This window comes from Bacillus sp. J41TS8 (assembly GCF_018333035.1).
In the GTDB taxonomy this organism is placed as follows: Bacteria; Bacillota; Bacilli; order Bacillales; family Bacillaceae; genus Bacillus; species Bacillus paralicheniformis.
In genome coordinates this window covers 36,948-58,076 of record NZ_BORF01000021.1, presented here as the reverse complement: position 1 = coordinate 58,076, position 21,129 = coordinate 36,948, and the positions used below count along the sequence as shown (strand labels likewise).

Sequence of the window (21,129 nt, the reverse complement as noted above, 5' to 3'; positions counted from 1 at the left end):
TGTTCACGCTGATCTTTTGATTGCTTGGACAACATGGTAAAACCTCCAAAAACTAGATTTCACTCATATTTTAACAAAAAAAGCTTGTCGATGAAGCCATTTTTTGTGACTTTGTCGACAAGCTGAGACCATTCCTGATTGGAATGGTCTTTCTTCATCATATTCAGCTTTTCAGCGGCCCGTAGCCCGCCGCTCTCAAATTTTCCGCCATCGCTTCATACCCTCTGCTGTTTGGATGTACGCGGTCAATTGACAAATATTCTTTTTCGCGTCCTTTAAAGACAGCATAAGTATCGATCACCTTGATTTGCGGAGCGGACTCGAGCTGTTTTAAATGCCTGTTAAAGCCGGAAATCCATTTGTCCGCTAATTCGATCGACGGAAAAGGGTTGTATAAATTGAGAAGACGGACGAGGTAACGCGTATCTTTGTCTCCCTTTATGTCTCCGATTTTCTCAAGCATGCCTGAGTAGTTTTTCTGACAGTGTGAGGAAGCTTCCAAAAAGACGTGTTCATCCTTTTCTTTTTCATATATCTCCAGCGATTGCAGAAGGTCATTGCCGCAGCCCGTTATCGTGATGACGTCCGCTTTTTTGACCTGTTCCATGATGAACGGCTCGTTCAGCATCGCCAGAATGTCCGACGTTTCAAGACCCGATTTCGCAAATACAAGCAAAGAAACGCATTCGTTCAAATCCTCTTCCATTTTCCTTTTATAGCGCTGGACAAACCCCGGCTCAAACAAACCTGCACCGACCCCGACGGTTAGAGAATCGCCGAGAGCCGTATATTGAAGCGTCATATCCTTTCCCCCTCCGATATGCCGTTTTTTCGCGGCAGCTACCATATATGTACTCGGGAGAGGCCCGAAAGGATACTTTTCTTTTTTCCTAAAAACCTAACTTTCTCGAAATGTCAAGCGCCGCCTTTTTCACTCTTTCGGTCAAATAAGGAAGACGGTCTTTCTGAAAGCGGGCTTCAAACCCGGCGATGCTGATCCCCGCCGCGACTTCGCGCTTATGATTGAAAATCGGCGCGGCGATCGCAGAGGTGTAGTCTTCGAGCTCCGAATGACTGACCGTGCAGCCGCTCCGGTACGACTCATTCAAAATGCGGATCAGCTCGGTCTTATCCCGGATCGTACCGGAAGCGATCGGCACCAGCTCTGTTTTCTTGATGTAGGCATCCCGCTCCTCTTCAGGTAAAAACGTCAGAATGCTTCTCGCGCAGGCTCCGGCATATAAAGGGGACCGCCTCCCGATCGCTGTATAGAGGCGAACGGTCTGCGTGCCCTCAATTTTTTCTATATACATCGCTTCATTTCCCTGCCTCACGATCAAATGGACGGCTTCATCCACGTCATCGCGGAGTTCTTCCATGATAGGCAGAGCGATTTTTCGGATATCAAGCCTTTCTGAAACAAGGTGGCCGTATTGCAAAAACAGCAGTCCTAAAGCATACATCCCGTTCTCGTCACGGTCGAGAAAACCCATTTCTTCGAGAGAACAAACCATGCGGTAGACAGATGTTTTCGGCATGCCTGTCAGCTCAATCATGTCGCCCAGTGAGAGCCTTTCTCTCGTCAGGAACAGATTGAGCAGGGTCATAGCTTTGACAACTGTTTTGTTTTTATGTTCCATGCCTTCCCCCTCCTGATACACATCACACCTATCATAACATGTATTCAAGCTTCAATCGGGCGGAAAGTTCGCTGATTTTCGTCTCCCGTTCGATGTAAATGCGCTCTGCTTCCTGAAGGCTGACAAGCTGAAACTGTACCTGCTCGCCCGGCATCATCTGCGTCACCTGTGAAAAATCGGCGGATACGATATGGGCGATTCTCGGATATCCGCCCGCTGTCTGTCTGTCTGCGAGAAGAACGATCGGATTGCCGTCAGGCGGCACCTGAATCGTTCCGAACGATACCGCTTCAGAGATCATTTCCAGCGGCTGAGTGAGTTCGAGCGCTTCTCCTTGAAGACGGTACCCCATCCGGTCGGATTTGGCCGTCACCCGGAATGTATCCGCGAAAAAGCGTTCTTGCGATGATGAGGTGAAGCAAGCGAACTGATCGCCTTTGATGACACGAATGACCGGATTCTTTTTTAACGGGAGAAAATATTTGCGGTCGACAGCCCACTTCGGAGCCCCAAAGCCTAAGCCATCGCCATGGTCTGCAAGCTTTCTGTACATCGCTTCCGACAACGGCGTCGGGCTGCCTAGCGATAACACGTCTCCCTTTTGAAGCGCCCTTCCTTGAAAGCCGCCGAGCCCTGCTCTGACATATGTGCTTTTGCTTTCCATCACAGGCGGCACATCAATCCCTCCGGCCACCGCCATGTATGCACGGCTGCCGCGCTTGCACATGCCGAATGTCAACACACTGCCTTCTTTGATGAAAACCGGACGCCAAAGCGGGACTTCTTCGTCATTTACCATCAGTGAAAAGTCAGCGCCCGTCACCGCTATAAGAGCCGGTTTTTGAAAGCGGAGAGACGGCCCCGGTCCCATCAGCGTCACTTCAAGTGCAGCTTCGTTCTCGCTGTTCCCCGCGAGGAGATTGGCAATCCGCAAAGAATCGGCATCCATGGCCCCGCTGACAAGCACGCCGTATTTTTGAAAACCTGCGCGGCCCAAGTCTTGAACCGTCGTCATCAGACCCGGCTTTAACACTTCTATGCTCAAGATTTTCCCTCCTTCAGCGCGTGATACTCCTCTTCTGTCACGCTGACAAATTTCACGATATCCCCTGCTCTCAGAAGGCTCGGAGGCTGTTCATAAGGCTTGAATAATTCAAGCGGCGTATTGCCGATCAGCTGCCAGCCGCCCGGCGTTGAAAGGGGATAGACGCCTGTTTGCATGCCGGCGATTCCCACGGAGCCGGCGGGAATCGAAGTCCGCGGAGAGGACCGCCGCGGCGCGGCTATCTTTTCAGACATTCCGCCTAAGTAAGGGAAGCCCGGCGCAAAGCCGATCATATAAACGAGGTACTCACCCGAGGTGTGAATATCGATGACTTCCTGTGCAGTCAGTCCGTTGATGTCGGCCACTTCCTCCAAATCAGGGCCGAAACGGCCGCCGTAACAAACCGGAATTTCCACCGTACGCTGATTTGTTTCTTCTTCCATTGTGAGCTCTTGGAGATGATGTTCGATGAGGGCTTTTACCTTTTCATACGGAGAATCAACAGCCTTGCCGCTCTCCATCTTGCGGTATACTTCAAACGGCTGATAGAAAACGGTCACACTCGTGAAAGCCGGCACACACTCAATAAAACCGGGAAACGGATCGTTTTCAATCCGCTTTGTCAGTGCACTGACGACACGATGCGTCTGTTCGCTTATCCCCTCTCCGAGCTGAATGATAACCGCGGAGTCGCCGAGCGGAGACATTGTCACATTCGATAGATTTTTCATTCTGTTTCACCTTGCCTTTCATCCCCTTAAATCAAAAATCAATACAGATAAACCACTCTGTATTGATTTTGAGATCCTATAACACGCCAAATTGTTCGTCCCGAACATCGGTAACCAGCATATGGCCGGGCGAATGCGTGATCATCAGCTCCGGCTTTACGTGCATGGCGACGGCCTGAGGGGTGACGCCGCATGCCCAAAATACCGGAACTTCTCCTTTTTTTATCGTGACCGCATCGCCGAAATCGGGTTTTGCGATGTCTGTTATACCGATGGCTTCAGGACTGCCGATATGGACAGGTCCTCCGTGAACAGCGGGAAACCTTGATGTAACCTGAACGGCACGCACCGTCTGCTCTTCCGGAACCGGCCTCATACTGACAACCATCGGCCCTTGAAAACGGCCTGCCGGGACACAAGGAATATTCGTTTGATACATCGGAACATTTCGCTTTTCTTCAATGTGTCTGACAGGGATTCCGTTATTGATTAACGCTTGTTCAAACGTAAAGCTGCAGCCGATTAAAAAACCGACCATGTCGTTTTCCCATAAAGAATGGATATCGGTCACTTCATCCGCCAATTCGCCGCGCCTGTATACGCGGTATTTCGGAAAATCGGTGCGGATATCGGCATCCGGCGCCGTGATGGACGGAACCGGAGATCCGGGATCTGTGACATCGAGAATCGGACACGGCTTTTGATTGCGCTGGCAAAACAGCAAAAACTCAAAAGCGAGCTCTTTTTTCAAAATCACCAGGTTTGCCTGGGTAAAACCCCCGGCCATCCCGGCTGTCGGACCCGTTATTTCGCCTTTTCGAATCAGGGCCCTGACTTCGTCAGGGCGCATTTCATTTACATGACGCAACGATATCATCCCCATAACTTAGGAATTTCATTGATTAACGTATAGCCTCCCATGACCGCCATGACAATAACGACCAGAATACCTGGAATTGTAAGCCAGATCGGATGCCTGTAGTCGCCGACGATATTCTTCTTATACGCGCCGATCAAAAGGGATCCGAGTGCGATCGGTAAGATTAAACCGTTTAATGCGCCGGCAAGCACGAGAAGGTTGACCGGCTTACCAATTGTTACAAAGCAAATCGTTGATACGATAATAAAGACAATAATAATGCCGCGTGAATTCTTTTCAATTTTCGGAGAAAACGTTTTAAAGAAAGATACGGACGTATAAGCAGCGCCGATTACAGATGTAACAGCAGCTCCCCACATGACGAGACCGAAGATTTTGTAGCCGATATTTCCCGCAGCAAGCTGGAAGACAGAAGCCGGCGGGTTATCCGGATTAATGTGCAGGCCTTTTGAGACGACTCCAAGTACAGCAAGGAAAAGCGCAATTCTCATGACAGATGTGATCAAAATGCCGGAAACAGAGCTTTTCGTTACTTCAGGAATCGCAGCCCTCCCTTTAACACCCGCATCAAGCAAACGGTGTCCGCCGGCAAATGTAATGTATCCGCCGACCGTGCCGCCGACAAGCGTCACAATCGCAAGAATGTCGATATTATCAGGCATGATCGTTTTTGTTACTGCTTCTCCAACCGGAGGACCGGTCGTAATCGCAACGTACACCACTAATAAAATCATGACAAAGCCCGCGATCAGCGTAAACCGGTCCATCGCTTTTCCCGCTTCTTTAATGACAAAGATCAAAACCGCGATCGCGGCGCTGATGATCGCACCCGTCTGCGGTGTAATGCCGAATAAAACCTGGAGGCCGAGACCGGCGCCTCCGATATTGCCGATGTTGAAAGCAAGCCCGCCCAGAACGACGAGAAATGCGATGACATAGCCGAGTCCCGGAAAGACGAGGTTGGCGATTTCCTGCCCTCTTTTTTCAGAAACCGCAATGATTCTCCATACATTGGTTTGAACGAAGATATCTAAAATGATGGAAACGAGGATGACAAAGCCGAAGCTTGCAGCCAAGCTCTGTGTAAAGACTGTGGTTTGCGTTAAAAATCCCGGCCCGATTGAGGATGTGGCCATTAAAAAAGCGGCGCCCAAAAGCAACGTCCAGTTGCTTGATGACGCTATTGTTTTTTTATTTTGTTTCAAATGGTATTCCTCCTTTTGTCAACATCATGTAGAAAAAGCTTGTATTTTAATATCTGCTGCTCTGAGTTCACGGCGGATTTTTTTCGCAAACTGAAGCGCGTGTGCACCATCTCCGTGAATGCACACCGTATCTGCTTTAAGGCTGACATCCGTTCCTTGCAGGCTGCGGACTTTGCCTTCTTTGACCATGCGGATCACCTGACCGACGGCTTCATCATCATCATGAATCAGCGCATCATTCTGGCGGCGGGAAGTCAGCGTTCCGTCTTCCTGATATGTACGGTCGGCGAACACTTCGTGAGCCGTTTTCAAACCGGCTCTTTCACCGGCAAGCACAAGTTCGCTTCCCGCCAAACCGAATAAAATCAGTTCCAGGTCTGTTTGATAAACTGCACGCGCGATCGCATCCGACAGTTCCCGGCTTTGCGCCGCCATATTATACAGTGCGCCATGGGGTTTCACATGCTGCATGGTCACACCTTCGGCCTTTAAAAATCCTGAAAGCGCACCAATTTGATACACGACAAGATCGTATGCTTCTTCAGGCGTAATCGCCATATTGCGGCGCCCGAATCCCGCTAAATCGGGAAGTCCCGGATGCGCGCCGATTTTCACGCCTTTTTCCGCCGCCATTTTGACGGTTTTGCGCATGACGCCAGGGTCTCCGGCATGAAATCCGCAAGCGATGTTGGCTGATGTAACAAATTCGAGAATCTCCTCATCGAGCCCGATTTTATAAGCGCCGAAGCTTTCTCCAAGATCGCAGTTTAAATCAACTTGATTCATCAAATCCCCCCTATATATTGATGCACATTCGGTCGAATTTTAGTATATCCCTCATTTTGTTCCGATTTTCGGAACCTTAATTCCGAATAATCAAACTTGAATAGATTATATCAAGGATTTGCCCGCTTGGCATCATATTGTTAGAAAACCTCACATAAAATAAATCATTTTTCCTAAAAAGTTTTAGCTGAAAAACCTGATTTCACAAGGTTTTTTCAACTTGCTTCAGTCCATGAATATTTTTTATTTTGCACAAAAAAAAGAGCCGTAAATCGGCTCTTTTTTCGGCTAGGACAATACCCAATGCCTGATCGCTTTTGCGACTCCGTGTTCGATATTGGAATCCGTGATCCAGTCTGCGGTTTCTTTGACGATTTCCTGGGCGTTCCCCATGGCAACGCCTAAACCCGCTTCTTTGATCATGGCGATATCATTTAAACTGTCTCCGACCGCCATCACGTGTTCCATCGTAAAGCCGAGGCGCTCGCATACTTTTGCCAAAGCGGCCGCTTTATTGATCCCGATGGCGTTGACTTCAATATTGGTCGGGCTTGAATTGCTGACTTCCAATTCTTTGTTCTTTTTCAGCTCTTCCAGGACCCGGTTTCTGACGTCGTCATCCGGAATATCAAAGCCGAATTTCAGCCATTCATACGCCTGAATATCCTCAGGAAACTCGCCTCTCCACACTTTATCGACGCTGGCGGCCCAGAAATCGGTGTTGTGCAGATTGCGCAAATCCCACATCATTTGGACATGATCGGGATGAAGCAGCTGACGCTCGACCAGGTTGAAAGACGAATCCCAAATTTCACTGCCGTTTGCCGTGATCAAAAAAGAAGACAGTTCGAGCGACTCCGCCAACTCCCGGCACGTCATCAGCGTGCGGCCGGTGCTGAGCACGACATAAATCCCTTTTTCCTCTGCTTCTTTAATCGCATTTCTGTTTTCATCAGAAATGGTCTGTTCATCATTTAATAGTGTTCCATCCATATCCAGAGCTACTAGCTTCACATCGATTCGATCTCTTTGACTGACTGACACGATATTTAAGATACCTCACTTTTTTTAGGCTTTTATCTATTCTAATATAAAAATCGGCCAGGACAAAGAAATCTTAAACGAGCTGTTCCGCCGCCCGTGCGATATGCTCTGCGGTCAAACGGTAATATTTTTTCAAATAATCGATCGTCCCGACCTGTCCGAAGGCTTCATGAACCCCGATTCTCTTGAGCGGAGCGGGATGATGTTCACTCAGCACTTCCGCGACTGCGCTTCCCAATCCGCCTATGACATTATGGTTTTCTGCCGTGACAATCGCATTCGTTTTTTGTGCATAGCGAATCACGGTTTCTTGATCGATCGGCTTGATGCAATACATATCGATGACCGCTGCATCGATCCCTTTTTCTTTTAGCAGTTCTGCCGCCCGCAAAGCTTCTGCGACCATGATGCCGCTGGCAAACAGCGCCGCATCGCTGCCGTCTTTGAGAACTTTTGCTTTTCCGTCTGCAAATGTTTCATGTTCATCATAAAGTCTGACCGCCTTTTTTCTGATCGTCCTGATATAGTGAATGCCGTACTCTGCCGCAGCCTTTTTGATCAAAAATTGGAGCATTGCTGCATCGCTCGCTTCATAAACAAAGGCATTCGGGATTAGCCGGGCGAGTCCCAAATCTTCAAAGGCCATGTGTGTTCCGCCGTTATGTTCAGCCGTAATTCCCGAATCTGAACCGAGAATCTTGATGTTTGTTTTGGCATAGGCACCTGAAACAAACAGCTGATCAAAGCAGCGTCTTGTCGCAAACTGGGCGAACGTGTGAACAAACGGGATTCTTCCGGTTAACGAAAGCCCGGCCGCAATCCCTATCATATTGGCTTCCATAACCCCGCAATTGATCACTCGCTCGGGAATGCGCCGTTTAATTTTGTCCATGGAAATCGAGCTCATCAAATCCGCTTCCAACGCCACAATGTCCGCGTTTTCCTGAGCCAGTTCATAAACGGCCGAGCTGTATACCTGCCTCATTTCGACAGCATCCAGCTTGACATTTGCTGCCGCCTCATTCATGCCCTCACTTCCTTTTCTTCAAGGGTTATCATGATCTTTTCGATTATGCAATTTTGTTCATCATTCGCTCTAATGTGGTGGCTGTTCTCCATATTTTCAAAATAAGGGATGCCCTTTCCCTTCACCGTATCAAGGATGACGGCAACCGGCCTTTCCCGCTGGGCTTCTCCTCTTTTGATCGCTTGATAAATCGCATCCGGTTCATGTCCGTTTACCCTTTCGGAATAAAAACCGAAGGCTGAAAATTTGCTGACAAAATCCAGCGGATCAATAATATCTTTAGTCGGACCGTCCAGCTGTTGTTTATTATCATCCACAAACACATAAAAATTGTGGAGCTTATGGTGTGCCGCGAATTGGATCGCTTCCCAACATTGACCTTCATTCAGCTCCCCGTCGCCGACAATAACAAAGGTCCGGTTAGTGCGTCCTGAAAGCTTGTGCGACAGTGCGACTCCTGCCGCAGCCGAGATCCCCTGGCCAAGCGACCCGGTCGTCATATCGACTCCCGGTGTTAAATTCCGGTCAGGATGCGACGGAAGAGCCGTGCCGTTTTGGTTTAGCGTATAGAGCACATCTTCTTCAAAATAGCCGGTAAGATGAAGCGCTGCATACAAGGCGGGGCCGCCGTGCCCTTTTGAAAGTATAAAAAAGTCCCGATCTTCCCACGACGGATTGGCGGGATCTATTTTCATCACCTTTCCATATAAAACGGCCAACACATCGGCGATTGACAAGCTGCCTCCATAATGCCCAAAACCGAGGTGATGAAGCTGTTTCAGTGTCAGCAGCCTGATTTGGTCACGAAAACGTTCCATATTGATTTCCTTCACTGACATCATTGCCCACTCCTTTATGCTTCAGCTTTATGATCGGACTTCCCCGCCTTTCCGCGTTTAAAGCCCAGTAAGACCGCACCGGCCACTACCGCTGCAATTCCAATTACAACTCCTCCTGCCCCCAGCAGTTTCAACGCATGCCCAAGCACGATTCCTGTCGCGGCAAAGTCGGTATCGGAAAATGTCGTATTGGCAAAGCCTAAATCACCCATGACCGGCAGCAGAAACACAGGGAAAAACGTAATGATCAGACCGTTGACAAAAGACCCCAAGACCGCTCCCCGTATCCCCCCTGCAGCGTTTCCGAAGACGCCGGCCGAGGCCCCTGTGAAAAAGTGGGGAACCACTCCGGGAAGAACGATGACGGCTCCGGCTGCTCCGAGAATCAACATGCCGGTGATGCCGCCAATGAAGCTGCAAAAAAAGCCGATTAGTACGGCGTTTGGTGCGTACGGAAAAATGATCGGACAATCCAGCGCCGGCTTGGAATCCGGCACAAGTTTGTCAGATATGCCTTTAAAAGCCGGAACGATCTCTGCGAGCACGAGTCTGACTCCCGAAAGAATAATAAACACCCCTGCCGCAAATGTGACCGCTTGAATAACGGAGAAGACAAGGTAATGTGTACCGTCGCTCAACTCGCGCTCCACATAGCCCGCCCCTGCAAATAAGGCAATCAAAACGTACAAGATGGCCATGGTGAGCGCAATGCTGACAGAACTGTCCCTTAAAAATCCGAGGCCCTTCGGAAACCGGATTTTTTCAGTCGAGCGCGAGCCCTTGCCTGCTGCTTTGCCGATTAACCCGGACACAGCGTAACCGATTGAAGAAAAGTGGCCGAACGCGACCTTATCATTGCCGGTTATCTTTTTCATAAAAGGCTGAACCATCGCCGGAAACACACTCATTGTCAAGCCGAGCGAAACCGCTCCGACGCCGATCAAAAATGGACCCTTCAAACCCGCCACCGCCAGTATGACGGCGATTAAACAAGCCATATACAATGTGTGATGGCCCGTCAAAAAAATGTATTTTAATCTGGTAAAACGGGCGATTAAGATGTTGGACAGCATCCCGAAAAACATAATCAGCGCTGTCGCCGTCCCGTATTCGTTGAGCGCCATCGCGACAATCGCTTCATTGTTCGGAACGACGCCGTTCACATGAAAGGCGGCTTGAAACATCTTTCCGAACGGCTCAAGCGAACCAACAAGAATACCCGCCCCGGCTGAAATCACGATAAAACCTAAAAACGATTTCGTCGTCCCTTTCACGATTTCATTGGCCGGCTTTTTTTGAAGCAGAAGACCGATAAAAGAAATGGCTGCAATTAATACAGCCGGCTGGCTTAACACATCCATCATCAGCTTTAGCGCTCTTTCACCCATTTGCAGTTCCTCCTTTTCTGTGATTAAAGCACTCCTTTTTCCTGCAATGTTTTAACCAGTTTTGTTTTCAGTTCATCCATGTCTATAATGCTTTCAAGCACGACGATATCCCGCAGGTGGGCTGCTCCTTCCGCGATATCTTTGGCAACGACAAACAAATCCGCTTGATCAGGAGACGCTGAGCTCAAATCCGAATGATCCACCTCGATCTCCATTAACCCCATTTCCTGCAAAATATCTTTAATATTCATTTCCAGCATAAAACTGCTTCCAAGTCCTGATCCACAAACTGCCAATATCTTCATGTTATCCCTCCTGTTTTTAATTGGATGAATAGGCTTCGATTAAACGTTTGATATGATCCAACGACTCGGTTTCCTTTAAGGAGTCCTGATTTTCTTTATTGCTGAGAAGCCGGGTCAGTTGGGAAAGCGCCTTCAGATGTGTCGTATGGTCAACCGCCGCAATGCAAAACAAAAGCCTTACCGGATACTGTTCATCATCCAAAAAATAGACCGGCTCCTTCAGTTTCAGGAGACTCATTCCCACCTTTCGGACGCCTTTTTCAGGTCTTGCATGAGGAACGGCAATCTCGGGGCCGATGATCATATAAGGTCCCATCTTTTTGACATTGTCGATCATGGCATCTGTGTATTCTTTCAAGATCACCTCCTTATCAAGCAAAGGTTTTGCCGCTGTTTGAATCGCTTCTTCCCAGCTTTTGATTTGGTCAGCCATTTGAATGGTTTCATCTGTCAGCAGATCTTTCAGCACTGGTCGTTTCCCCCTTGTTTCCGTCACTTTTTGAATAAATATAATATTTTTCAATGCTTCTCTTAGGCCTTTTTCGTCTATGATTTTGGCGTGCTTCTTGAGGATGTGAAGAAATTCGTCTGTCAAAAGCTCCTTTTGCTTCACGCCGAACAGTTCCTGATACACTTCATTGACAAGCCTGCTTTTTTCAGCGGGCGTCATCAGCGGCCCGACCATGTAGTATCGTTTTTTAGTTTTAAGCTCAACGGTGGAAAACACGGCATCATAACGGTCAAAGACGTCAGGTGTGAATGCCTGCAAAGACATCGCCTTCTCAACGACAATCTCTGAAAATAGCGATTCAAGCTGGCGCCTGACCATCAAGGATGAGCTGACACCGCTCGGACAAATGACGACAGCTGTCTTTTTCGATGATCCGGACTGTACCGGCTGCTCAAGCAATGCACCAAAGTGAATCGTGATAAAGCCTATTTCTTCTTCTGGAACCGGTTTGTTCAGCAGCGCTTCAAGGTGCCGCATCAGCTTTTGAACGATGGTAAACAGTTCTTTGTGCTCTTTCTTAATCTTGCTGAGCAGGGGATTGTGAATCGGAATGCGGTATTTCATTCTGAAATATGCCGGCTTCAAGTGCCGATAAAGAGATTCCGCCACCTCGCGCCTCCTCGGAAATGTGATGCATGCTCTTGATTCAAATTCAAACACAAGCTTTTCACACAGCTGATAAAGCGGATCATGCGCCGGCTGTTGTCCAAATGAAAGCCCGAGCAGCTGGATCAAAATGTAGCAAAGTTCGGTTTCATAGACGGGAATCCGAAGTTCATTCACAAGCCTTACGGCTGCGTTTTTCAGCGGACTTTGCTTTAAAAGCTCCCCCTCCTCCTGGTGAAAACGAACAATTTTTCCTTCGGCCACTCTGATCGAATACATCATCAGAAAGTAAACAAATTCATTGAGCCTTTCTTCAACGAGTTGAATCCTGTATTCTTTCGAGACAAGTTCAACCGCTCTTTTCGTTTCTTGTTGTGTGTGATCGCACGAGCCGGAAACTTTTAAAATATAATGAAGGATTTCTTTGCCGTAAGGCTTTTGCAGAAAATAAGAAAGGTGGTGCATGACAGGAACTCTTTTATCAAACTCGCTTCCTATTAAATGATAGCCGCGCTGTCTTGTATATCTGATCGCCACCAAAAACGGAGCCAGCGTCTCATTCGCTTTTTTCACATCATTCATGACCGTATTTTTGCTGACCTGCAATAACTGTGTGAGATGAGCGGATGAAATCGGCTCCCTGCGGACAAACAGGAACATGTACAAGGCTTTGATCCGCTCTTCCTGTGTAAAAATAAACGAGCGGCCGATGTCTGAACAGGCTTCGGAGAACCGCAATTCAAGCAATTTTTCCGGAACGGCCAGCCGGTTTTTTCTTTTATATTCGATTTCAGGCAGCTGCTTGCCGGTCAGCCAATGATTGATTTTGTCCAGGTCATAGCAGATTTGCCGTTTTGATAATTGAAAATGATCAATCAGCTGATGCATGGTCGCTTCTCTGACACGCAGCAAATATTGAAGCAATTGAGCCGGACGTTTCTCGTTGATCATTTTTGCGCCCCCTTTATTGCCATCATATAATAAAGCGTTTTCATTTTGTTTGCCGATTGGGTACAATTCATGGGACTTCCGATCTTCAAGATTGGTCTGATATCCTTCTTTTTTATCGTACAAGCATGAAAAAACCTCTCAAAAGGTGTTGAGAGGTTTTTTTCTATCAATCAGCTGTCATGCCAATATACTTTCATCAAATCTTCCGACCACTTCGGCTGTATGATTTGTCCTTTCGGAAGAAACTCTTTCATTACCGGTTTGATATCGATTACAGGTGTCCCGTCAATCGCATCCAACCCTTTCACTACAAGCTTGCTCCCGGATTTTTCAAGGAGTGTCACAACGGTTGCACCGAGCCTGTTGGGCCTGTTTTTTCCCCGTTGGGCGAAAATGCCTGTCTCAGGATAGTTTTGATTGTTTCTCGGGCGCCTCGCCTGATATTGTATTTGATCCTCTTTTACTTGATGAAAGTAAAAGATAATGTCCAAATGAGAAAATGCTTCGATCCCTTTTAAAGCGTCCGGATGAATATCTTCAGCCAAATTAATTTCAGAAATCACATCGCCCCAATGATCATCCTGCGGCACAGTCCGCAAGTTTTTCACAAACGCGACAGGCTTTAATTCTATCAATTTTATCCCCCGCTTTCACTTCGCTTCCATAAAAATCCCGATCTCCGCTTTCGCTGCCGGTTTTCCGTTTACTGAGGCGGTTCCGTTGCCGAATAAAAACCCCCTTTTAAAGCGGGAAACTTCAAAATAAAGATCAAGTTTGTCTCCCACAAAGACCTTGCCGGTGTATTCAGCTTTTTTCACCGAAGACAGAAAGCCGATCTCAGCCGGGTCTTTGAGCGCAGTAAATGCAGCGGTTTGAGCCAGCGCTTCAATGATAATAGAAAATGGCATTTCCTTTTGGTTTTCCGTGATAAACCAGTCGTTTTCCGTTATGAATTTATATCCTTTCACCCATTTTCCCGGCTCGCTCTCAACAACACGGTCAATGAATAGAAACGGGTATCGATGCGGCAGTAGAGAATTGTTCACGCTGATCATCCTTTTTTACATGATTATACCGCAGTTTCATTTTTTTCTCTTTTATTTAACGCGATGACACAGAATGAAGCTGCTGAACACTCAAACATTCCACCATGACAAAAAGCCGGGGTCTAAGCCCCCGGGCTTTGCTTCATCAATTCGATTTCAGATTGTCCGGGAAGACGGTCAGATCCACTCCCCATAAATTCGGCAGAATGTAGAACACAGCTCCGACGATTAAAATCAGTGTGAAAATATTAATAACAAAGCCGGTTCGAACCATCTCGCTGATCTTCAATTTGCCCGATGCGAAAATAATTGCATTCGGCGGCGTGCCGACCGGCAACATGAAGGCGCAGTTTGCCGCCATTGCAGCAGGCACCATTAATGCATACGGGTGAACATTCAGCGCTAAAGCGAGCGAAGCCAGTACAGGCAGAATCATAGTCGCCGTAGCCGTATTCGACGTAATCTCCGTCAAAAAGAGCACCAATGCCGCTGAGATAACAACAATGACCACAAAGTTAAATCCATCCAACACCGTAAGCCTTCCGCCGATCCACTCGGCGAGACCCGTTTCTTTAAAACCGGTCGCGAGCGCCAAGCCTCCTCCGAATAAAAGGAGAATCCCCCACGGCAAGTCCTTCGAAACCGACCAGTCCAATACCCTGCCCCCTTTATTGAGCGAAGGGATCAAGAAGAGCAATGAAGCTGCGAATATCGCAATCATTGTATCGTCAATACCGGGTATTTTGTCATCCCATAAAAATGTCCTCGTCACCCACATAAACGCGGCAAACCCGAAGACAAGCAGAACCATTGTTTCTTCAAAGCTCATCTTTCCGAGCTTTCTTTTTTCTTCGAGAATCAATTCTTTTCCGCCCGGAAGCTCCTTCATCTTGATCGGATGCGCCACTTTCGTCAAGTACAGCCATACCGCTACAAGCAAAATGACAACGACCGGAACGGCAAAAGCCATCCACCCCCCGAAAGACACTTCAACTCCGTACAGCTTCTTAATATTGGCCGCCAAAATAATGTTTGGCGGTGTGCCGATCAGCGTACCGAGTCCGCCGATCGTCCCCGCATACCCGATGCTGAAGATCAGCGCTTTTGAAAATTTCGCTTCTTCTCCGGCTAAATCTTTTCTTTCAGATTTCATGACGGCTGATACCTGATGAATGATAGCGGTTCCAATCGGAAGCATCATCATCACCGCGGCCGTATTTGAGACCCACATGGACAAAAACCCTGTGGCCGCCATAAACCCGAGGACGATCCTTGACGTGCTCGTTCCCACTACAGAAATGATATTAAGCGCGATCCGTTTATGAAGATTCCAGCGCTCCATCGCAAGTGCAATCAAAAAGCCTCCTAAAAATAAAAAAACGATTGGATCGCCGTAGCTTGACGTGACAGCTGCCCCTTCCAGCGCCCCGGTCAGCGGAAGCAGCACGATCGGCAGCAATGATGCAGCCGGAATCGGAACAGCTTCCGTAATCCACCATACCGCAACCCACAACGTGGTCGCCAATACCATTCTTCCTTCATGGCTCAGACCCTCGGGAAAAAAGAACAAAAGGACGGCGAAAAACAATGCAGGACCTAGCAGCAGTCCGATTTTCTGAGGCGTTTTATAGCTCGGCGGCTTTTCTTCCTTCATGGTTTGCTCCGACTTGATCTTTAAATCAGCATCTTTTCCCGCCCTGACAGGCATGGCGAACAAAAGCAGCCTCTTTGCTTCCCGGTGTGATCTCCAAAGCATATCCCATGCTGACACAACGCTTGATTTCATCAAAAATCCCCCTTCCCCTCTATCGATAAAGCGCTTACAATAGTAAATAAAAAGTAAGCTGCCGACTGTCGACAGTTATAACTTAATTATAACGGACAGCTAATGGCAGTCAACACTTTTTTGTCACAAAATACTCAATATTATGGTAATTTTAGGTTGATGGTATTTCTCTCTTTTTGCTAGACTATTAGTGATTTCCGCAGTGAAAAATAAACGAGGTGAACAGCGTGAAGTTTTCCATACAACGTGCAGTCTCTTATCATGATCAAGTCCATCATTATTTAAAAGATATGATTATTAAAGGAGGATATCGACCCGGCGAACGGATCTACGAATCCAAAATCGCCAAGGAGCTGCAAGTGAGCCGCAGCCCCGTCAGGGAGGCGATTCGGACACTTGAACAAGAAGGATTATTATCGATAGATGATAAATCAAAAATTACAGTTTATGAACCGACAATCAAAGACCTTGAAGAAATATACCAATGCCGCCAGGCGCTCGAATCCCTGGCCGTTTCATTGGCAACCCGCCTTGCTTCAAATGCAACACTGGAGCTCATTTCCGAAACGCTCTCTGAAGCGCGTAAGCACCAGGAAACCCAAAGTCCGGAGTCGGCCAATGCACTTCTTCGCCTAAATACGCAATTTCATGATGTCATCATCGAAACGAGCGAAAACGAACGCCTGCAAAAACAGCTGCTTGATTTGCGGTCGCTGACCTTTTTCTACCGGAGCAAAAACCTTGAAAAACCGGCGCGCACCCTTGACATCATCAATCAGCACGAGGAGATTCTGCGTCACATGCAGGACAGAAATGACGCCAAGGCTGCCGAATCAATGAGGAAGCATATAGAGGCAGACCTTTGCTATTTAAAAGAGGTGTTGTTCGGAAGCAGTTCCGCACGCTAAAAAAGCAGGGTTACCCCTGCTTTTTTCAGCTCTGGTAGACAAATTCGGCTGTGCGGTTGATCCCTTTGATGATATCAGGAAGGCGGTCGCGTTCATTCACAATATGAACGCGCTGAAACCCGGCGGCTGCAGCCTTCTTCCCCGCTTCTTCCGTGAGGCAGACCGCCTGCAGACGGGCAGCCGTTTTTTCCGGATGGAGGCCGATTGTCTCAGCCTCGTTTACGAACAGCTCGACGCATGTTCGATTCGCAAAGATCACGATATCAACAGGAAACTCCTCGATCTCCCGTTTAATGATCGATGTAAAGCGGCTGTCGATCATCCTGTCATGTGTAATCAATACCTCACAACCGGAGTGCGGTTGATTTTGCACGGCTTCCCGGCTGCCGATCAGCAAACAGCTGTCCGAAACCGGCATTTCCGCCTGCAGAAAAGCGGAAAATCCCCGTTCTTCAAGAGCTGCTTTTACATGCAGATCTGAAGCGTAAAGCCGGCCGCGCATTTCCCTGACATCGATCTTCAAAGCGGCAAGCCGGCTGAAAAATCTGCGCAGTGACGCACTTGAGGTGAACAGCAGGCTGTCAAAAGAAGCAATTCGATCTAAAACTGTATCGTCAGGCACCGTTTCGGCTGATTTCCATTTCGGCCATTCAACAACTTCAGCGCCTTGTTCACGAAGCGTCTCCACCGGGACTCGTTCTTCTTCACAGCTTTTGACCGCCATCATGTTCAGCCCGATCAAAGGCTTTTCTTCAAACCAGCTGTTCTGCCTGAATGATACGATGTCGCCGATGACGATGATCGCGGGATTTTTAATTTGATGCTCGGTTATTTTTTCCCTGATATTCTGCAATGTCCCTTTAACGCTCCGCTGCCGGCCCCATGTGCCCCATTGGATGACCATCGCGGGAACAAGGGGAGACTTGCCGTGTTTCATCAGCTGCTCGCATATATAACCAAGGTTTTTGATCCCCATGTAAAAGACGAGGGTTTGGACGCCTTTGGCCAGCCCTTCCCAATTCATTTCCGGTTTGCCCGATTTATCATGGGCGGTGACAACGGCAAAGGATGAAGCGAAATCGCGGTGGGTCACAGGCAGTCCGGCATAAAGAGGCGCGGCGATTCCCGATGTAATGCCGGGCACCATTTCGTACGGGATGCCGTGTTCGCTGACGGCTGCCGCTTCTTCTCCGACTCTGCCGAACACGCTCGGGTCTCCTCCTTTCAGCCGGACCACTTTGAGGCCTTTCAGCCCCTTTTCAATGAGCAGTGCATTGATTTCACTTTGTTTCATATAATGGCGGTCCGGGAGCTTGCCGCAGTAGACAAATTCACATGATGCTTTTGCATGCTCAAGCAGCCGGGAATTGACGAGCCTGTCATACAATATGACATCCGCCGTCTCGAGCAGTGTTCTTCCTTTTAATGTGATCAATGCTGAATCGCCCGGTCCGGCCCCGACAAAATATACTTTCCCATTCCCCATCAACTGTCATCCTTCCATCTGCCGATAATGTGAACGCGTTTATTTTTTAATAAAGAGGGATCACGTTCAGCGACCCTTGAGGCTGTTGACAAAAATCGCGACACGTTCGATATCGCTTGTTCAGCCGTTTAATAAACGATATATAAATCTTCACCTTCAACGATCGTTTCGTATGTCTGAACACACCCTGTGTCAGGCTCTTGGACTTTGCCGTCTTCAAGGCTGATCTTCCAGTCGTGCATCGGACAGAAGACGAATTTGCCGCTTACCATTCCTTCGGCAAGCACGCCCCCTTTGTGGGGGCAGCGGTTTTCAATCGCACGGACATTGCCGTTAGAAAGCTTGAATACCGCGATTTCCTTGTCCTCGATAAGCACTGTCTTCCCAAGCTGATTCGGCAAATCCCCGATCTTCGAAACAAACACCTTTGTTAAGTTCTTGTTCACCATGTGAATTCCTCCTCAAGTTGATTTCTCATTTTAAGAAGTGACAACATTTTCGAATAGCTGTTTTGTTGTCTTTTCGTCTTCCAAAAAGTCTTTCCACGGGTCTTTATGGACAGACAGCGCTTGATTGATGCGGTCATTCAGTTCTTTGCGTTTTTCTTTATCATTCAATACGGATTGGACGTGGGACAAGCCGACACGTTCAACCCATGCAGATGTCCGCTCTAAATAGTTGGCTGTTTCACGATAGTATTGGAGATATGCGCCTGTAATTTCGATGACTTCTTCAGCCGTTTTGACTTTCATTAACAGATCGCCTGCGCGCAAATGCGTGCCTCCGTTTCCGCCGACGTAAATTTCCCAGCCGCCGTCGATGCCGACGACGCCGATATCTTTAATGCCGGATTCGGCGCAGTTTCTCGGACAAGCGGAAACCGCCATTTTAATTTTGTGAGGCGTGTAGAGCCCTTCAAATTTTTTCTCAAGGTCAATTCCGAGGGCCATTGAGTCTTGCGTGCCGAAGCGGCAGAACTGTTCGCCTACACACGTTTTTACGGTTCTGAGCGTTTTTCCGTAAGCAAATCCTGAAGGCATATCAAGATCAGCCCATACTTTCGGAAGATCTTCTTTTTTGACGCCGATCAGGTCGATCCGCTGGCCTCCGGTCATTTTCACTAGCGGAATTTCATATTTGTCGACGACATCAGCGATGCGCCGCAAATCATTCGAATTGGTAACCCCGCCGTACATCCGCGGTACGACTGAATATGTGCCGTCTTTTTGAATGTTGGCGTGCATCCGTTCATTGACGAAGCGGGACTCTCTTTCATCTTCATATTCCTTCGGATTGATCATGCCGAGGTAGTAGTTAAGCGCAGGGCGGCATTTGGAACAGCCTTCCGCCGTTTTCCAGCCGAGCACGTTCATGACTTCTTTCGTATGGGTCAGCCCTTTTTCTCTGATTTCAGCCACGATTTCGTCTCTTGAAAGGTCCGTACATCCGCAAATCGCTTCTTTTTGTGCTGAAGCATCAAACTCTGAGCCGAGCGTATGCTGCAGAATCTCAGCGACAAGCGGCTTACATCCTCCGCAAGAGCGTGATGCGCCTGTGCAGGCTTTAATTTCATCGGTCGACGTGCAGCCCTGCTCTTTGATCGCCTGAATGATCATCCCTTTCGAAACGCCGTTGCAGCCGCATACGATCTCATCGTCGCTCATCGCAGCGGTTAAGCTCATGCCTTCCTCCTGATTCAAAGGCTGCAAGATTGAAATTTTAGAAGTATCTGAAATATCTGCTCCTTTTTGAATCATGGAAAACAGCCTGTTGCCTTCGCTGCTGTCTCCGAACAGTACGGCGCCGATCACCTGATTGCCGCGCAGAACGATTTTCTTGTAGATTCCGTCCTGTTCGTCAAACACTTTGAGCGCTTTTTTGTCTTCTCCTTCATCCTCATTAAAGTCACCGGCGGAAAAGACCTCAACACCGGAAACCTTCAGCTGGGTTGATAAAACAGATCCTTCATACGGAGCCGTTTCAACGCCGCAGATTTTTTTGGCAAGCACTTTTGCCTGTTCATAAAGAGGCGCGACAAGTCCGTAGGCAATGCCTCTATGTTCCGCACATTCTCCGACAGCGTAAATGTTGGGAACTTCGGTTTCCATGTAATCATTGACGACGATTCCTCTGTTTACCGGAAGGCCGCAGTCTTTGCCGAGCTGAACGTTCGGTTTGATTCCGACCGCCATGACGACCAAATCGGCTTCAAGCATTGAGCCGTCTTTGAATGTTAAGCCTTCGACACGTGTTTCTCCGTAAATTTCTTCTGTCTGCTTTTCCAGCAAAAATTTCATGCCCTGCTTTTCCAGCTCTTTTTGCAAAAGCCGTCCTGCGGTTGCATCAAGCTGACGCTCCATCAAATATGGCGCGAGGTGGATAACGGTAACATCCATGCCAAGGTTAAGAAGTCCGCGCGCTGCTTCCAGTCCCAGCAATCCGCCGCCGATAACGGCTGCTTTTTTGTACGTTTTGGAAGCTTCGAGCATAATATCCGTATCCTTGATATCACGGAATGCTGTTACACCTTCTTTATCCGCTCCGGGCAATGGCAGAATAAAAGGGAGAGAACCTGTCGCCAAAATCAGTTCATCATACGGCTGGACTCTTCCCGTATCCGTGATGACGGTTTTGGACTCCGGATCAACTTTAACGACTTCTTCACCTGTATACAGCTGAATCCCGTTTTCTTCATACCAATCCCAATCATTCAGTGTAATGTCCTTAACATCCGTATCTCCTTGAAGCACTTTGGAAAGAAGAATCCGGTTATAGTTTGGGTGCGGTTCGTTTCCGAAAATCGTGATCTGAAACTCTTCGTTTGAAATTTTAAGAATTTCTTCAACGGCCCTGACCCCGGCCATACCGTTCCCTACAAGGACTAGCTGCTTTTTTTTCACTATGATCCTCCCCTTTTTCAAAACAATTCACTATACGCCCTAAAC

Annotated in this window: 20 protein-coding genes; 1 reads left to right on the top strand and 19 read right to left on the bottom strand. The window is 48.1% G+C overall.

The annotated features are described in order from the left end of the window. Positions 1 to 163: 163 nt before the first annotated feature. From KI350_RS21400 to KI350_RS21325, 16 genes are all read right to left on the bottom strand, one after another. Positions 164 to 802: a GDSL-type esterase/lipase family protein gene (locus KI350_RS21400; protein WP_065643793.1), complete on the bottom strand. Its 639-nt coding sequence runs from the start codon at positions 800 to 802 to the stop codon at positions 164 to 166. Between the two features lie 88 nt (positions 803 to 890). Next, positions 891 to 1,640 (bottom strand): IclR family transcriptional regulator, encoded by a 750-nt coding sequence (locus tag KI350_RS21395; RefSeq protein ID WP_020450208.1) that lies wholly within the window; start codon positions 1,638 to 1,640, stop codon positions 891 to 893. Between the two features lie 31 nt (positions 1,641 to 1,671). Then, on the bottom strand, positions 1,672 to 2,685 hold the full coding sequence (locus tag KI350_RS21390; protein WP_020450207.1) for a 5-oxoprolinase subunit C family protein: 1,014 nt from the start codon (positions 2,683 to 2,685) through the stop codon (positions 1,672 to 1,674). Continuing rightward, a complete protein-coding gene (gene pxpB, locus KI350_RS21385; RefSeq protein ID WP_020450206.1) occupies positions 2,682 to 3,416 on the bottom strand; it encodes a 5-oxoprolinase subunit PxpB in 735 nt (244 codons plus the stop codon). Before pxpB ends, KI350_RS21390 begins: the two co-directional genes overlap by 4 nt. A 76-nt stretch (positions 3,417 to 3,492) precedes the next feature. Beyond that, on the bottom strand, positions 3,493 to 4,293 hold the full coding sequence (locus KI350_RS21380) for a putative hydro-lyase (protein ID WP_256164258.1): 801 nt from the start codon (positions 4,291 to 4,293) through the stop codon (positions 3,493 to 3,495). Continuing rightward, a complete protein-coding gene (locus KI350_RS21375) occupies positions 4,290 to 5,501 on the bottom strand; it encodes an NRAMP family divalent metal transporter (protein WP_020450204.1) in 1,212 nt (403 codons plus the stop codon). The genes KI350_RS21380 and KI350_RS21375 overlap by 4 nt, the downstream gene beginning before the upstream one ends. A 24-nt stretch (positions 5,502 to 5,525) precedes the next feature. Next, positions 5,526 to 6,287 carry a 5-oxoprolinase subunit PxpA gene (pxpA, locus tag KI350_RS21370; RefSeq protein ID WP_020450203.1) on the bottom strand — a complete coding sequence of 254 codons (762 nt, stop codon included), beginning with the start codon at positions 6,285 to 6,287 and terminating at the stop codon, positions 5,526 to 5,528. 288 nt (positions 6,288 to 6,575) lie between these two features. Then, positions 6,576 to 7,331: a Cof-type HAD-IIB family hydrolase gene (locus KI350_RS21365; RefSeq protein ID WP_020450202.1), complete on the bottom strand. Its 756-nt coding sequence runs from the start codon at positions 7,329 to 7,331 to the stop codon at positions 6,576 to 6,578. Positions 7,332 to 7,404: 73 nt separating this feature from the next. Then, a complete protein-coding gene (locus KI350_RS21360) occupies positions 7,405 to 8,358 on the bottom strand; it encodes a transketolase family protein (RefSeq protein ID WP_020450201.1) in 954 nt (317 codons plus the stop codon). Beyond that, positions 8,355 to 9,197, bottom strand: coding sequence for a transketolase (locus tag KI350_RS21355; RefSeq protein WP_041817149.1), 843 nt, complete (start codon positions 9,195 to 9,197; stop codon positions 8,355 to 8,357). Before KI350_RS21355 ends, KI350_RS21360 begins: the two co-directional genes overlap by 4 nt. Positions 9,198 to 9,211: 14 nt before the next feature. Beyond that, positions 9,212 to 10,585 (bottom strand): PTS ascorbate transporter subunit IIC, encoded by a 1,374-nt coding sequence (locus KI350_RS21350; RefSeq protein ID WP_020450199.1) that lies wholly within the window; start codon positions 10,583 to 10,585, stop codon positions 9,212 to 9,214. Positions 10,586 to 10,608: 23 nt separating this feature from the next. Continuing rightward, complete coding sequence (locus tag KI350_RS21345) at positions 10,609 to 10,890, bottom strand: PTS sugar transporter subunit IIB (RefSeq protein ID WP_003179002.1); 282 nt, start codon at positions 10,888 to 10,890, stop codon at positions 10,609 to 10,611. A 16-nt stretch (positions 10,891 to 10,906) separates the two neighbouring features. Then, on the bottom strand, positions 10,907 to 12,958 hold the full coding sequence (locus tag KI350_RS21340) for a BglG family transcription antiterminator (protein ID WP_035339231.1): 2,052 nt from the start codon (positions 12,956 to 12,958) through the stop codon (positions 10,907 to 10,909). Between the two features lie 170 nt (positions 12,959 to 13,128). Then, on the bottom strand, positions 13,129 to 13,593 hold the full coding sequence (gene tsaA / locus KI350_RS21335) for a tRNA (N6-threonylcarbamoyladenosine(37)-N6)-methyltransferase TrmO (protein WP_023857917.1): 465 nt from the start codon (positions 13,591 to 13,593) through the stop codon (positions 13,129 to 13,131). Between the two features lie 15 nt (positions 13,594 to 13,608). Beyond that, positions 13,609 to 14,004: a 3-hydroxyacyl-ACP dehydratase FabZ family protein gene (locus KI350_RS21330; RefSeq protein ID WP_023857918.1), complete on the bottom strand. Its 396-nt coding sequence runs from the start codon at positions 14,002 to 14,004 to the stop codon at positions 13,609 to 13,611. A gap of 145 nt (positions 14,005 to 14,149) precedes the next feature. Further along, positions 14,150 to 15,790: an SLC13 family permease gene (locus KI350_RS21325; RefSeq protein ID WP_023857919.1), complete on the bottom strand. Its 1,641-nt coding sequence runs from the start codon at positions 15,788 to 15,790 to the stop codon at positions 14,150 to 14,152. A gap of 227 nt (positions 15,791 to 16,017) precedes the next feature. Between KI350_RS21325 and KI350_RS21320 the strand changes: the two genes are divergently transcribed. Beyond that, a complete protein-coding gene (locus tag KI350_RS21320; protein WP_023857920.1) occupies positions 16,018 to 16,698 on the top strand; it encodes a GntR family transcriptional regulator in 681 nt (226 codons plus the stop codon). Positions 16,699 to 16,723: 25 nt separating this feature from the next. Here the strand turns inward: KI350_RS21320 and cobA are convergent, their stop codons facing one another. The 3 genes from cobA to nirB form a co-directional block, all read right to left on the bottom strand. Continuing rightward, the gene (cobA, locus tag KI350_RS21315) at positions 16,724 to 18,184 is read right to left on the bottom strand and encodes a uroporphyrinogen-III C-methyltransferase (RefSeq protein ID WP_212930585.1); all 1,461 of its coding nucleotides are present in this window, start codon (positions 18,182 to 18,184) and stop codon (positions 16,724 to 16,726) included. A 128-nt stretch (positions 18,185 to 18,312) separates the two neighbouring features. After that, a complete protein-coding gene (gene nirD / locus KI350_RS21310; protein ID WP_059231878.1) occupies positions 18,313 to 18,633 on the bottom strand; it encodes a nitrite reductase small subunit NirD in 321 nt (106 codons plus the stop codon). Positions 18,634 to 18,663: 30 nt separating this feature from the next. Next, the gene (nirB, locus tag KI350_RS21305) at positions 18,664 to 21,084 is read right to left on the bottom strand and encodes a nitrite reductase large subunit NirB (protein WP_059231876.1); all 2,421 of its coding nucleotides are present in this window, start codon (positions 21,082 to 21,084) and stop codon (positions 18,664 to 18,666) included. Positions 21,085 to 21,129 lie beyond the last annotated feature (45 nt).